Genomic DNA, 13,929 nt, shown 5'->3' with positions numbered 1-13,929 from the left:
AAGCCTGGAGACGTGTCGTGAGTGAGTCATCGAGCAACGCAGACGCCGCGTCGCAAGCCGCCCCGACGACATCGCCCGCCTCCACCGCAGCCCCCTCCCCCACCGCAGCGCCCGGCACCTGGACGCGTCTCGTCATTCCACTGCTCGCCGTGATCGTCGCGCTCGCCTTCGTGGCGCTCGCGACGACGCGCTGGAACGCCTGGGTCGGCAACGCCATCACCCAGACCACGAACGACGCCTATGTCCGCGCCGACCTGACCCAGCTCTCGAGCCGGGTGGCCGGCGAGGTGCTGAAGGTCGCCGTGAGCGACTTCCAGCAGGTCAAGGCGGGCGACCTGCTGGTCCAGATCGACCCTGCCGACTACGAGGCGCAGGTCGCGCAGGCCGAGGCCACGGTCGAAGCGGCGCAGGCGGCGCTCGACAATCTGAGCAACCAGATCGAGCTGCAATATGCGACGATCGCGCAGGCCGAGGCGCAGCAGGTCTCGGCGGGCGCTGCCGAGGTGCAGGCGCGGCAGGAGGAAGAGCGGCAGCAATCGCTGTCGCAGAGCGAGGCCGGGACCCGGCAGCGGCTGGAGCAGGCCACGGCGGCCTATGCCAAGGCGCAGGCCGATGTGCGGGCAAGCCGGGCCGCGATCGCCGCACAGCGCCACCAGCTCGAGGTGCTCACAGGCACCAAGAAGCAGCGTGGCGCCGACCTCGCCGGCGCCAAGGCCGCGCTCGCCGGGGCGCGCCTCAAGCTCGGCTATACCAGGATCACGGCGCCGTTCGACGGCGTGGTCGGTCAGCGGCAGATCCAGACCGGCGACTATGTCAACGTCGGCAGCAATCTGATCGCGGTCGTCCCGCTGCCCCAGGTCTTCGTCATCGCCAACTACAAGGAGACGCAGCTCACGCATGTCGCGCCTGGACAGCCGGTCGAGATCACGGTCGACAGCTTTCCGGGGGAGAAGCTGCGCGGCCGCGTCGAGCGGATCGCGCCGGCCTCCGGTTCGCAATTCGCCCTGCTGCCGCCCGACAACGCGACCGGCAATTTCACCAAGGTCGTGCAGCGCATTCCGGTGCGCATCGCCTTCGACGCCAATCAGCCATTGCTGACGCGGCTGTTGCCGGGCATGTCGGTCGTGACTCACATCCACACCAACGGTCAGGCCGATGGCGCCAGGTGAAGCCGGACCAGGCGCCTCCGACCGCGGGCCGCTGTCGCGGGGCGGCCTCGCGCCACATCCGCTGTTCGCGGTCGGCGCCGTTCTGCTCGGCTCCTTTCTCGCCAATTTCGACAGCCGCCTGACCTCGGTCGGCCTGCCCGACCTGCGCGGCGCCTTCTCGCTCGGTTTCGACGAGGGCGCCTGGCTCTCGACCGCCGCCATCGGCTCGCAGATCTTCGTCGCACCGGCCGTGGCCTGGCTTGCGACCGCGTTCGGGCTGCGCCGCGTGCTCGGCATTCCGAGCCTGGTCTATGCGGCCGTCTCGTTGATCATTCCGTTCGTGCACGACTATCCGACGCTGATCGCGCTCGCGATCGTGCACGGCATGCTGCTCGGCACCTTCGTGCCGGCGACCCTGATGATCATCTTCCGCAACCTGCCGATCCGCTGGTGGCTGCCGGCGATCTCGATCTACGCGATCCGTGTCGGCTTCGCGCTCGACACCTCGACGTCGCTGGTCGGTTTGTATGTCGAGCATCTCGGCTGGCAATGGCTGTACTGGCAGGGTGCCTTGCTCGCGCCGCTGATGGCGTTGATGGTCTATCTCGGGACCCCCGCCGAGCCGATCAACCGCACGCTGCTCAAGGACGCCGACTGGGGCGGCATGCTGCTGCTCGGCAGCGCGGTGTCGATGATCTATGCCGGCCTCGACCAGGGCAACCGGCTCGACTGGCTGCAGTCCGGCACCGTAATGGCCCTGCTCGGCGGCGGAGCCGTGCTGTTCCTGCTCTTCCTCGTCAACGAGGCGCTCGCTCCGCAGCCCTGGGCTCATTTCAACGTACTGTTCTCGCGCAACATCGGCCTCTCGCTCGCCGTCATTCTGCTGTACACGCTCACCAGCCTGTCCAACGCGTCGCTGGTGCCGAACTTCCTCGGCGCGATCACGCAGCTGCGGCCGGAGCAGAGCGGTTCGCTGCTGCTGATCTACGGCGCGCTGCCGATGATCGTGCTGGTGCCGCTGTCGATCGCAGCGCTTCGCCATCTCGATCCCCGCATCGTCGTCGTGATCGGCCTCGGCGCCTTTGCCGCGGCCAACCTGCTCGGCACGCAGCTCACGCATGCCTGGGCGCGCGAAGACTTCATCGGCATCGTGGTGCTGCAATCGATCGGCCAGGCCTTCACCCTGCTGCCGATCATCATCCTCGCACTGTCGAATTCCGATCCCGCCCGCGCAACGTCCTTCGCCGCCTACATCCAGATCATGCGGCTCGGCGGTGCGGAGATCGGCGTCGCCCTGATGGGAACCTGGTTGCGCGTGCGCGAGCAGCTGCATTCAGCCAATCTCGGCTTCAACATCCAGAGTGGCGACCTCGACGTCGCGCGCGTGCTGCAGCGACTGACCGGCTATTTCGCCGGTCATGGTGCGGGACAGGCCCAGGCCCGCGCGGTCGGAACGCTGGCTGCGGAGGTGCAACGCGAGGCCAACGTGCTCGCCTATATCGATGCGTTCTGGCTGTGCTTCTGGCTGGCCATCGTCGCGCTCGTGCTGGTTGCCCTGATCACCCGCGCGCCGCAGGGACCGTTCACGCCGACGCCGATCGGCCTGAAGGCCGCATGGATGCGGCGGTTCGGATCATCGCCGACATGAGACCATTGCGACCTCGCGTTTCAAAGGCCGCGCTGCGCAAGCAGCTCAGACCCCAACGACAATAAAGGCCCGGTGCACACGCCGGGCCTTTGCCTTTAACCTTTTTGACGCAGGCAGAGCTGCGCGGCATGAGCGCATGCACCGGATGTTGCGTGCTCATTCATCCGGGCACGACATCTAGCCGTGAACAGATCCCGCACCGAGCTTCGCCGCTGATTCGGGCGCGGTTCGTTCCAGCCGCGTTCCGAACGTTAACACCGGCGGCGTCAGCGTCGCATTATGAAACATCATTCACGTGCAGGTAGCGGCAGCTCGTGGAGGCGCCTCGAAGGCCGCGCCATGCACGCGGCTCCTATTCCAACAACACCACCACCAACAACAAGAAAGGCCCGGCGCTCACGCCGGGCCTTTGCGTTTAACCCTTTTGATGCAGGCCGAGCTGCGCGGCATGAGCGCATGCGCCGGATGTTGCGTGCTCATTCATCCGGGCACGACATCTAGCCGTGAACAGATCCCGCACCGTGATTCGCCGCTGATTCGGACGCGGTTCGTTCCAGCCGCGTTCCGAACGTTAACACCGGCGGCGTCAGCGTCGCATTATGAAACATCATTCACGTGCAAGTAGCGGCAACTCGTGGAGGCGCTTCGAAGGCCGCGCCATGCACGCGGCTCCTATTCCAACAACACCACCACCAACAACAAGAAAGGCCCGGCGCTCACGCCGGACCTTTGCGTTTAACCCTTTTGATGCAGGCCGAGCTGCGCGGTATGAGCGCATGCGCCGGATGTTGCGTGCTCATTCATCCGGGCACGACATCTAGCCGTGAACAGATCCCGCACCGTGATTCGCCGCTGATTCGGGCGCGGTTCGTTCCAGCCGCGTTCCGAACGTTAACGTCGTCGCCGTCAGCGTCGCATTATGAAACATCATGCACGTGATAGTTGCGAGAGATCGTCGAGCGGCCACTTCGGACGCTTGATCTTCTTGTAGGGCAAGGTCGTGACATCGCGCGCGACCACGCCCGGCGCATCGACCATGATGATGTCGGCGGCAACGGCTGCGAACGACGCGCGAAAATGCTGCGCGGATTTCACCACGACGAGCTTGTGCTTGGCCGGATCGCAGCCGAGCTGGGTGAAGAGATCGGTGCCGAAGGCCTGACAGCGAAACGTCGTGATCACGACCTCGACGCCGTCGCTTGCGATCAGCGCGCAGTCGCCCAGCTTGGCGGGCGTGCCGGCGAGCCCCGTCATCACCATGTTCTCTTTCAGCGCCTTGATCTCCCAGGTCGCATCGACGGGATCACCGGACAAAGGCCCGATCTTGCCGCCGATGCGCAAGGGCAGCCTGGCGCCGACGCCGGCATCAAAGGCGATGCGCACCGCGATCGGATCCCAGATCGGTCCGAGACAGACATTGCCGATCTTGCGATCGAGGATCCGGCGCAGGATGAAGGTGGAATCGCCGGGCGCGCCGCCGCCGGGATTGTCGCTGGCATCGCCGAGCACGATGGTGCCGTCCTTGGCGAGCGCCTGGTCGAGCGCAGCATCCACGCCCGGCATGCGCTCCGTCACCGCCTCGCGCATTCCGATCAGCTCGTCCGCCAGCCGGTGCGCCAGCGCCTGCGCTTTCGCGCCGTCGGGATCGACGGCAGCATCGCTATAGACCAGCACCTTGGTGCCCATGTCGGGCGTATCACCCCAGCCGAAGCCGTGCACGATCGAGACCGAGACGATGCCGTCCTTGCCTTCGAGCGCGGTGATGCGATCGACGAAGCTGCGCACCGGCTCGCGCGTCGTGTGCAGGGTCACGATCATGTTGGTGTCGACCAGCGACTTCAGCAGCTTCAGCCGCTTCTCGGCGAGCTCGGTGCAATGCGCGACCAGATCCTGCGCGCGTTCGAGGATGTCGGTGTGCGGATATTCCTTCCAGCAGATCAACAGATCGGCGCTGGCGACCATCCGCTCGCTCATATGGACGTGCGGGTCGAGCGTGGCGCCGATGACGGCGCTGGGCCCTGCGATCTCGCGCACCCGGGCCAGCAGCTCACCCTCGCAATCATCATAGCCGTCGGCGATCATCGCGCCGTGCAGGCCGATCAGCACCATGTCGACCGGTAGCGCGGCCTTGAGATCGGCGAGGATCTGATCGCGCAGGGTCTCGAACGCCGACCGGGTGACGACGCCGTTCGGAACGGCCGCAGCGACCAGCCCCTCGATCAGCGTCCAGCCCTTGGACGGCCCAACCTGGCGCGCCGCCCACAGCGGCCCGCCATGCATCTGCATCTTGTCCGGGTGCTGCCCGGCCGGGAAATAGGCGCGTTCATGGAAGGTCGCGAGGCCCGTCGGCATCGGCGCAAAGGTGTTGGTCTCGGTGGCGAGGGCGGCGGAGAAGACACGCATGAGATAGGGGCTCTTGGTTCGCGCGATGACGATGGCAGGACGCCGCCATGGCCGGCGGTGCGGCCGCAGGGGACCGCATCGAGACCATGAGCACAAGACAGCACGATGGAAGAGCGCTCGTCGCTCAGCGCATGAGGCGCGTCAGACCAAGGCGATCGACGCCCGCACCGACTGCTCTTCGACCGACCTGATGGCGACGGTCGCAACCTGCGCCAGCGCCTCGCGGTCGGCGCCCGACGACGCCATCACGCTCATGCCGGTGATGACGGCGGAGACATAACGCGCGAGTGCGGCAGGGTCGGCGCCCGATGCCAGATCGCCCTCGTCCTTGGCCCGCTCGAAACGGTGCCGGAGGTGATCTTCGGTTTGCGCCCGGCGTGCCGCGAGTTCGAACGGGACATTGGCCGAGCCCGAGCCGCAGGCGAGGCCGCCCTGGACCAGCAGGCAGCCCGGAGGATTGGAGGGATCGGTCTGCTTCTCCGCGACGCCCATCAGCATGCGCGAGGTGACCTCGCGCGCAGTCGGCGCACTCAGCACCTCCTCCATCCACGCCTCGCGCCGCGCCGTGTAGCGATCGAGCGCGGCCCTGAGCAGGGCTTCCTTGCTGCCGAACGCGGCATAGAGGCTCGGCGGATTGATGCCCATGGCGTCCGTGAGCTGGGCGATGGTCGCGCCTTCATAGCCATGGCGCCAGAACACCTCCATCGCCTGGTCCAGCGCGGTGTCGCGGTCGAATGTCCGGGGCCGTCCGATGGCCATGTGCAAAACTCCTGTTCCCGTCTCCGCCCCAATCAGATTTTCTTATCTAGTTGTTATCTTTGGCTATTTCTTTGATCTGGCGCATTCGCCAAAAGTCGGGCTACGATTTTCTTAGCATCCGTTACATAAGTCTCTTGCGAACGGGTTGCCAGCGCCACATTTGTAGCGAGCACTACAATATGGAGCGCGCCAATGCCTTCGCCCGAAATTCGTTCCCCGAGCCGCCTGAAGCGGTGGCTGAGCACCGTTGCCGTCGCCGGCCTCGTGCTTGCCGCCGGCTCATTCGCCGGCAGCCGATATTTCCATTTCAGCACCGTTCCGAGTGCCGCCAGGGCTGCAGCGCCCGAGCAGGCTGTGCCGGTCACGGTCTCCGTGGTCGCGCCGCGCCAGGCAAGCCTCTGGGACGAGTTCTCCGGTCGCCTCGAGGCGGTCGAGCGGGTCGAGCTCCGGCCGCGCGTCGCCGGCGCCATCCTCGCCACCAATTTCACGGAAGGTTCGCTGGTGAAGGCCGGCGACGTTCTGTTCAAGATCGATCCCGCGCCCTATGCCGCCGAGGTCGACAAGGCGCAGGCGCAGCTCGAGGCGGCGCGCGCCCGCGCCGCCTTCGCCGCCAATGAGCTCGAACGCGGCGCGCAACTGGTCGGTAATTCAATCGTGACAAAGCGCGATTACGATCAGCGCGACAACGGCAATCGCGAAGCCATCGCCAACGTCAAGGCCGCCGAGGCGACGTTGCAGACCGCCAGGCTCAATCTCGACTACACGCAGGTGCGGGCGCCGGTTGACGGCCGGGTCGGCCGGATCGAGGTCACCGTCGGCAATCTCGTCGCCGCCGGCTCCGCCTCGCCGGTGCTGACCAGCCTGGTCTCGGTCAATCCGATCTATGCGAGCTTCGACGCTACCGAGGAGCTGGTGCTGCGCGCCCTCAACGCGATTGCCGACGGCTCGGGCAAGCGCGGACAGCTCGACCGCATTCCCGTGGAAATGACGACATCGGGCGGCATCACCGCCTCGGGTCACATCCAGCTGATCGACAACCAGGTCCAGGGGCAGAGCGGCACGATCCGGGTGCGGGCGGTCTTCAAGAACGAGGACGGACGCCTGATCCCCGGCCAGTTCGCCCGCGTGCGCATGGGCCAGCCGCAGCAGCAGTCGCTGGTGCTGCTCGACGAACGCGCCATCGGCACCGACCAGGACAAGAAGTTCGTGATGGTGGTCGGCGACGACGAGCGCGCGGTGTATCGCCCGGTCACGCTCGGCGGCAGCGTCGATGGTCTGCGCATCATCTCCGCCGGCCTCCAGGCCGGCGACCGCGTCGTCGTCAACGGCCTGCAGCGAGTGCGTCCCGGCGCGCTGTTGAAGACGCAGGTGGCGGCGATGGGCGCGCGGGACGGGGCGTCGTCCGACGCGAAGCAGCTGGCACAGCGCTGAACTCGCGCAGGCTTGCCCGGGCCCGGAGATCCGATGTGATCATGCCCGGCTGCCAATGACAACCACAACTGTCGTCCCCGCGAAAGCGGGGACCCATAGCCACAGGCCCTGTTTGTAGACAACGGACGATGACCCAAAGCCTTTTTCACCAATTGGCCGTCCGCGGTATGGATCCCGGCGTTCGCCGGGACGACAGCCAGTATGAGGAGACGTCGAGCGCATCTTTGACGCGGCCCGACTTTCTCCGAAAAGCGGTGTGGAGCAGGAACAAATTTTGCGACCTCATTTGCACTCACAACTAATCAAGCCAGCCTCCCACACTGACATCTCCCGACCACGGGGCCTCCCATGAACCTCTCCAAGTTCTTCATCGACCGGCCGATCTTCGCAGGCGTGCTGTCGACCCTGATTTTCCTCTCTGGCCTGATCGCGCTGTTTGCGATGCCGATCTCGGAATATCCCGACGTCGTGCCGCCCTCGGTCGTGGTGCGCGCCACCTATCCCGGCGCCAATCCCAAGGTGATCGCCGAGACCGTGGCGACGCCGATCGAGGAGCAGATCAACGGCGTCGAGAACATGCTCTACATGAGCAGCCAGGCGACCACCGACGGCGCGCTGACCCTGACCGTCACCTTCAAGCTCGGCACCGACCCCGACAAGGCCACGCAGCTGGTGCAGAACCGGGTGCAGCAGGCCGAGCCGCGGCTGCCCAACGTGGTGCGGCAGCTCGGCATCGTCACCAAGAAGAGCTCGCCCGACCTCACCATGGTGGTGCACCTGATCTCGCCGAACGGCCGCTACGACACGACCTATCTGCGCAACTACGCCGTGCTCAACGTCAAGGACCGGCTGGCACGCATCGAGGGCGTCGGCGACGTGCAGCTGTTCGGCGCCGGCGACTATTCGATGCGGGTCTGGCTCGATCCGCAGAAGGCGGCCGAGCACGGCCTGTCGGCCTCCGACATCGTCAAGGCGATCCAGGCGCAGAACGTCGAGGCCGCCGCCGGCGTGGTCGGCGCCTCGCCGAGCGTCAAGGGCCTCGATTTGCAGCTCTCGGTCAATGCCGAAGGCCGGCTCTCGAATGAAGACCAGTTCGCCGACATCGTCGTGAAGACCGGCGCGCATGGCGAGATCACGCGGCTGCGCGACGTCGCCCGCATCGAGCTCGGCGCCTCCGAATACGGCCTGCGCTCGCTGCTCGACAACAAGCAGGCGGTGGCGATCCCGATCTTCCAGGCGCCCGGATCCAACGCGCTGCAGATCTCCGACAACGTCCGCGCCACCATGGCCGAGATCAAGAAGACGATGCCTGAGGGTGTCGAGTACCACATCGTCTACGATCCGACCCAGTTCGTGCGCTCCTCGATCGAGGCCGTCGTGCACACGCTGTTCGAGGCCATCGTGCTGGTCGTGATCGTGGTGATCCTGTTCCTGCAGACCTGGCGCGCCTCGATCATCCCGCTGCTGGCCGTCCCCGTATCAATTGTCGGCACCTTCGCCGTGATGCACCTGTTCGGCTTCTCGATCAACGCGCTCAGCCTGTTCGGCCTCGTGCTTGCGATCGGCATCGTCGTCGACGACGCCATCGTCGTGGTCGAGAACGTCGAGCGCAACATCGAGGGCGGGCTGTCGCCGCGCGACGCCACCTACCAGGCGATGCGGGAAGTCTCGGGCCCGATCATCGCGATCGCGCTGGTGCTGATCGCCGTGTTCGTGCCGCTCGCCTTCATCTCCGGCCTGACCGGCCAGTTCTACAAGCAGTTCGCGCTGACGATTGCGATCTCCACCGTGATCTCGGCCGTCAACTCGCTGACCTTGTCGCCGGCGCTGTCGGCGCTGCTGCTCAAGGGCCATCACGCGCCGAAGGATCGCCTCACCCGCATCCTCGACGCCTCGCTCGGCTGGTTCTTCCGCGGCTTCAACCGGGCCTTCGTGCGCGCCTCCGACAATTACAGCGGCAGCGTCTCCAGGGTGATCACCGCCAAGGCCGGCATCATGGTGCTCTACGTGCTGTTGGTCGGCGCCACCTTTGTCCTGTTCAAGCAGGTGCCGGGCGGCTTCGTGCCGGGCCAGGACAAGCAGTATCTGGTCGGCTTCGCGCGGCTGCCCGACGGCGCCACGCTCGATCGTTCGGAGGAAGTCATCCGCAAGATGAGCGACATCGCGCTGACGCAGCCCGGCGTCGAGAGCTCGGTCGCCTTCCCTGGTCTCTCGATCTCCGGCTTCACCAACTCCTCCAACGCCGGCATCGTGTTCTCGACCCTGAAGCCGTTCGACGAGCGCAAGGATCCACGGCTGTCCGGCGGCGCGCTGGCGATGGAGCTCAACAAGAAATACGCCGGTATCCAGGACGCCTTCATCGCGATGTTCCCGCCGCCACCGGTCAACGGCCTCGGCACCATCGGCGGCTTCAAGCTGCAGATCGAGGATCGCGCCGGGCTCGGCTATGAGGCGCTGAACGACGTCACCAAGACATTCATGGCGGGCCTGCAGAAGTCCCCCGAAATTGCCGGCGTATTCTCGAGCTTCCAGGTCAACGTGCCGCAGCTGTTCGCCGACATCGACCGCACCAAGGCGCTGCAGCTCGGCGTGCCCGTCACCGAGGTGTTCAACACCCTGCAGATCTACCTCGGCTCCTACTACGTGAACGACTTCAACAAGTTCGGCCGCACCTATTCGGTCCGCGTGCAGGCCGACGCGCCGTTCCGCGCCCGCGCCGACGACATCCGCCAGCTCAAGGTGCGCTCCGCCTCCGGCGACATGGTGCCGCTGTCGGCGCTGCTTAACGTGCGCCAGAGCGCCGGCCCCGAGCGCGCCATCCGCTACAACGGCTTCCTGTCGTCGGACATCAACGCCGCCGCGGCGCCCGGCTTCTCGTCGGGCCAGGCGCAGGCCGCGGCCGAGCGGGTCGCCGCCGAGGTGCTGCCGCCCGGCTTCGCCTTCGAATGGACCGACCTGACCTACCAGGAGTTCATCGCCGGCAATTCGGGACTCTGGGTGTTTCCGCTCGCGATCCTGCTGGTGTTCCTGGTGCTGGCGGCGCTGTACGAGAGCCTGACCTTGCCGCTCGCGATCCTGATGATCGTGCCGATGGCGCTGCTGGCTGCGATGTTCGGCGTCTACCTCTCGAAGGGCGACAACAACATCTTCACCCAGATCGGGCTCATCGTTCTGGTCGGCCTGTCCGCCAAGAACGCGATCCTGATCGTCGAATTCGCGCGCGAGCTCGAATTCGCCGGGCGCACGCCGCTCCGCGCCGCGATCGAAGCCAGCCGCCTGCGGCTGCGTCCGATCCTGATGACATCGATGGCCTTCATCATGGGCGTGCTGCCGCTGGTGCTCTCGACCGGCGCAGGTTCGGAGATGCGGCGCGCGATGGGCGTGGCGGTGTTCTCCGGCATGATCGGCGTCACCGTGTTCGGCCTGTTTCTGACGCCCGTGTTCTATGTGCTGCTGCGCACGCTCTCCGGCATGAAGCCGCTCACCCAGCATGGCGACCACGGCACGGTGGCCGCCCAGCCCGCGGAGTAGACGCCGATGTGAAAAGGCGTGATGTCGGACGTGCGCAACTTGAAACGTCTTTTATCCGTAAGGGCGAGAGACACAGTTGGCGTCCCCTCACGCTCCACCGACGATCCGGCCCGATGCGATCAAATCTGATCAAGTGTGTGCCAGATCACAGACCAGCGCGGCGGGATGGAGGACGCCACCTCAGCCCGTCGCGCCGACCCGGCGGCCAGAACCCGCACCTGGCCGCCGGGTCATTTCGATAAGGAGTTATGACATGGAACTTTTGAATCACCTTGTCGCTAAGAAGCTGATGACGACGGCCCAGGTGTTCGAGCGCATCGGCGCGCATGGCGGCACCCGGCAGTTGTCCGCCCCCAGCCGTCCATTCGGGATGACACAGCCGACGCTCGATCTCGTCGTGGATAACTCGGCCAGTGACGTGTCCCCCGGCCCCTGCCTGCACCAGAGGTAACCCCCGCGCGGCCCCGCACAGGCTCAAATCATCATCACCATGCCCGCTGATTGCGCCGGCCGCATCCGCGTCGCGTTCGCATCCGGGTGCCGCCGCCCGCTCCCGCCCAAATAGCGTCATCTCGCGGTCAAAACTCGCGCTTGCCAGGGCAGAGGCTTGTCGATAGCCTTTTTTGGGCTTTCCAGCGGGGATCAAGCATGCTCTTTCGGTCTAACAAGTGCTCGAACGTGACGATGTCGGACAAGACGGATCGGCCGGCGTCCTCCCTGCCGACCGGCATTGCGACATCGATGATCGCGGCCGCAGCCGTCATGATCGCCCTCGCCGGGTCGGCGCAGGCGCGCGATCTCACCGTCGTCTCCTGGGGCGGCAACTATCAGGACGCACAGCGCAAGATCTACTTCCAGCCGTTTGCCGCCAAGCTCGGCGCCACCGTGCTCGATGAAAGCTGGGACGGCGGCTATGGCGTGCTGCAGGCCAAGGTGAAGGCCGGGGTGCCGAACTGGGACGCGGTGCAGGTCGAGGCCGAGGAGCTCGAGCTCGGCTGCAGCGACGGCATCTATGAGAAGATCGACTGGGACAAGCTCGGCGGCAAGAGCGGCTTCATCCCGGCCGGCGTCAGCGATTGCGGCGTCGGCGCCATCGTGTGGTCGACCGGACTGTCCTATGACGGCGACAAGATCAAGGACGCGCCAAAGTCGTGGGCCGATTTCTGGGACACCGCGAAATATCCAGGCAAGCGCGGCCTGCGCAAGGGCGCCAAATACACGCTCGAATTCGCGCTGATGGCCGATGGCGTGCCGGTCACCGACGTCTACAAGGTACTGAAGACGAAGGATGGCGTCGATCGCGCCTTCAAGAAGCTCGACGCGCTCAAGGCCGACATCGTGTGGTGGGAGGCCGGCGCCCAGCCGCTGCAGCTGCTGTCGTCCGGGCAGGTCGCGATGACCTCGGTCTATAACGGCCGCATCAGCGCCATCAACCGCACCGAGGGCAAGCATTTCGGCTTCGTCTTCCCGGGCAGCATCTACGCGGTCGACAGCTGGGTGGTGCTGAAGAACTCGCCCAACAAGGACGCCGCGATGAACTTCATCGCGTTTGCGAGCCAGGCCGAGAACCAGTCCAAGCTGCCGGAATACATCGCCTATGGCCAGCCCAACATCGCGGCCGCGAAGCTCGTGCCGGAGAAATACACGGCCGAGCTGCCGACCACGCCGGACAATCTGAAGCAGGCCATTCCGCTCGACGTCGGCTTCTGGACCGATAATTCGGAAGAGCTGTCGAAGCGCTTCAACGCCTGGCTCGCGCGCTGAGGCTTGCCGCTCAGTTCAAACCGCCCCGGCGCGCGGGAGCCATGACGGCTCCCGTGGCCCTGCTCCCACCGTGCAGGCGCAGCCGCGTGACGATGGCGCGCCGTGAGTTCCGTTGATGGATACGCCGTTCATCTCGTTTCGGCAGGTGGTCAAGCGTTTCGCCGCGCTGACCGTCGTCGATCACCTCGACCTCGACATCGCGCGCGGCGAGTTCATCGCCCTGCTCGGTCCCTCCGGCTCGGGCAAGACGACGCTCCTGATGATGCTGGCGGGCTTCGAGCAGCCGACCAGCGGCACCATCCATGTCGACGGCCACAGGGTCGACGGGCTGCCTCCGTTCAAGCGCAACATGGGCGTCGTGTTCCAGAACTACGCGCTGTTCCCGCACATGAGCGTGCGCGACAACATCGCCTTCCCGCTCAAGATGCGCAACGTCGCGAAGGCGGAGATCGCCGCGCGCGTCGCCCGCGTGCTCGACATGGTCAAGCTGTCCGCCATGGCCGAGCGCAAGCCGGCGCAATTGTCGGGCGGCCAGCAGCAGCGGGTGGCGCTGGCGCGCGCGCTGGTGTTCGAGCCGCAGGTCGTGCTGATGGACGAGCCGCTCGGCGCGCTCGACAAGAAACTGCGCGAGCAGATGCAGCTCGACATCCGCGACCTGCACCGCAGGCTCGGCCTCACCATCGTGTTCGTGACACACGACCAGGACGAGGCGCTGACGATGTCGGACCGCATCGCCGTGTTCAATCACGGCAAGATCGAGCAGATCGGCCCGCCGCGCGAGATCTACGACCTGCCGCGCACGCCGTTCGTCGCCGAATTCATCGGCGAGACCAACCTGCTGCTGTGCAAGGTCGACGACCAGGCCGATGAGGCGGTGCGCCTGACCTCCGACTCCGGCCTGTCGCTGTCCGCGCATGCCGGCTCCGGACGCGTTGATGGCGCCCATGTCCAGGTGTCGATCCGCCCCGAGGCGATCAGGATCAACGATCACGCGGCGGCGACATCGAACCGCCTGACCGCGCGCATCATGGATGCGGTGTATTTCGGCGACCACATGCGGCTCGTCGCCGAGGTCGGCTCGCAGCGGCTGATCATCAAGAGCGACCGTGCCGGCCAGGCGGTCGAAATCGGCAGCGAAGTCGCGCTCTCCTTTGCGGCGTCGGATGTCTGGGTGGTGGGATCATGCGACCAGACCTCCGCCAACGGCTGAAGGCGGCCCTGCTGCTGGCGCCGCTGTTGGCGTTC

Annotated in this window: 9 protein-coding genes; 7 read left to right on the top strand and 2 right to left on the bottom strand. The window is 66.0% G+C overall.

Annotation, left to right across the window (positions count from 1 at the left end):
* The first annotated feature begins 17 nt into the window (after positions 1–17).
* The gene (locus tag LQG66_RS30110; RefSeq protein ID WP_231319459.1) at positions 18–1,169 is read left to right on the top strand and encodes an HlyD family secretion protein; all 1,152 of its coding nucleotides are present in this window, start codon (positions 18–20) and stop codon (positions 1,167–1,169) included.
* The gene (locus tag LQG66_RS30105; protein ID WP_231319458.1) at positions 1,156–2,796 is read left to right on the top strand and encodes an MFS transporter; all 1,641 of its coding nucleotides are present in this window, start codon (positions 1,156–1,158) and stop codon (positions 2,794–2,796) included. The genes LQG66_RS30110 and LQG66_RS30105 overlap by 14 nt, the downstream gene beginning before the upstream one ends.
* A 927-nt stretch (positions 2,797–3,723) precedes the next feature.
* On the opposite strand, the gene LQG66_RS30100 is transcribed toward LQG66_RS30105, so the two are convergent.
* Both LQG66_RS30100 and LQG66_RS30095 read right to left on the bottom strand, forming a co-directional pair.
* Complete coding sequence (locus tag LQG66_RS30100; protein WP_231319457.1) at positions 3,724–5,199, bottom strand: M81 family metallopeptidase; 1,476 nt, start codon at positions 5,197–5,199, stop codon at positions 3,724–3,726.
* Positions 5,200–5,340: 141 nt separating this feature from the next.
* Positions 5,341–5,958: a TetR/AcrR family transcriptional regulator gene (locus LQG66_RS30095; RefSeq protein ID WP_231319456.1), complete on the bottom strand. Its 618-nt coding sequence runs from the start codon at positions 5,956–5,958 to the stop codon at positions 5,341–5,343.
* A gap of 192 nt (positions 5,959–6,150) precedes the next feature.
* On the opposite strand from LQG66_RS30095, the gene LQG66_RS30090 reads away from it, so the two are divergent.
* The 5 genes from LQG66_RS30090 (at position 6,151) to LQG66_RS30070 (ending at position 13,894) form a co-directional block, all read left to right on the top strand.
* Positions 6,151–7,389, top strand: a complete 1,239-nt coding sequence (locus LQG66_RS30090) for an efflux RND transporter periplasmic adaptor subunit (RefSeq protein ID WP_231319455.1) — start codon at positions 6,151–6,153, stop codon at positions 7,387–7,389.
* A 348-nt stretch (positions 7,390–7,737) separates the two neighbouring features.
* Positions 7,738–10,920, top strand: coding sequence for an efflux RND transporter permease subunit (locus LQG66_RS30085; RefSeq protein WP_231319454.1), 3,183 nt, complete (start codon positions 7,738–7,740; stop codon positions 10,918–10,920).
* Between the two features lie 253 nt (positions 10,921–11,173).
* Complete coding sequence (locus LQG66_RS30080) at positions 11,174–11,371, top strand: hypothetical protein (RefSeq protein WP_231319453.1); 198 nt, start codon at positions 11,174–11,176, stop codon at positions 11,369–11,371.
* A 290-nt stretch (positions 11,372–11,661) separates the two neighbouring features.
* Positions 11,662–12,684, top strand: a complete 1,023-nt coding sequence (locus LQG66_RS30075; RefSeq protein WP_231328003.1) for an ABC transporter substrate-binding protein — start codon at positions 11,662–11,664, stop codon at positions 12,682–12,684.
* 115 nt (positions 12,685–12,799) lie between these two features.
* Positions 12,800–13,894 carry an ABC transporter ATP-binding protein gene (locus LQG66_RS30070; protein WP_231319452.1) on the top strand — a complete coding sequence of 365 codons (1,095 nt, stop codon included), beginning with the start codon at positions 12,800–12,802 and terminating at the stop codon, positions 13,892–13,894.
* Positions 13,895–13,929 lie beyond the last annotated feature (35 nt).

The organism is Bradyrhizobium ontarionense (assembly GCF_021088345.1).
Lineage (GTDB): Bacteria > Pseudomonadota > Alphaproteobacteria > Rhizobiales > Xanthobacteraceae > Bradyrhizobium > Bradyrhizobium ontarionense.
The sequence above is the reverse complement of the archived record's forward strand: the minus strand, read 5'-3'. Positions and strand labels throughout refer to the sequence as shown.

Bases quoted from the DNA above. Each gene is read 5' to 3' on its own strand.
- LQG66_RS30100 (WP_231319457.1), bottom strand. From the start codon at position 5,199: ATGCGTGTCTTCTCCGCCGCCCTCGCCACCGAGACCAACACCTTTGCG.
- LQG66_RS30105 (WP_231319458.1), top strand. From the start codon at position 1,156: ATGGCGCCAGGTGAAGCCGGACCAGGCGCCTCCGACCGCGGGCCGCTG.
- LQG66_RS30075 (WP_231328003.1), top strand. From the start codon at position 11,662: ATGATCGCGGCCGCAGCCGTCATGATCGCCCTCGCCGGGTCGGCGCAG.
- LQG66_RS30090 (WP_231319455.1), top strand. From the start codon at position 6,151: ATGCCTTCGCCCGAAATTCGTTCCCCGAGCCGCCTGAAGCGGTGGCTG.
- LQG66_RS30085 (WP_231319454.1), top strand. From the start codon at position 7,738: ATGAACCTCTCCAAGTTCTTCATCGACCGGCCGATCTTCGCAGGCGTG.
- LQG66_RS30080 (WP_231319453.1), top strand. From the start codon at position 11,174: ATGGAACTTTTGAATCACCTTGTCGCTAAGAAGCTGATGACGACGGCC.
- LQG66_RS30070 (WP_231319452.1), top strand. From the start codon at position 12,800: ATGGATACGCCGTTCATCTCGTTTCGGCAGGTGGTCAAGCGTTTCGCC.
- LQG66_RS30095 (WP_231319456.1), bottom strand. From the start codon at position 5,958: ATGGCCATCGGACGGCCCCGGACATTCGACCGCGACACCGCGCTGGAC.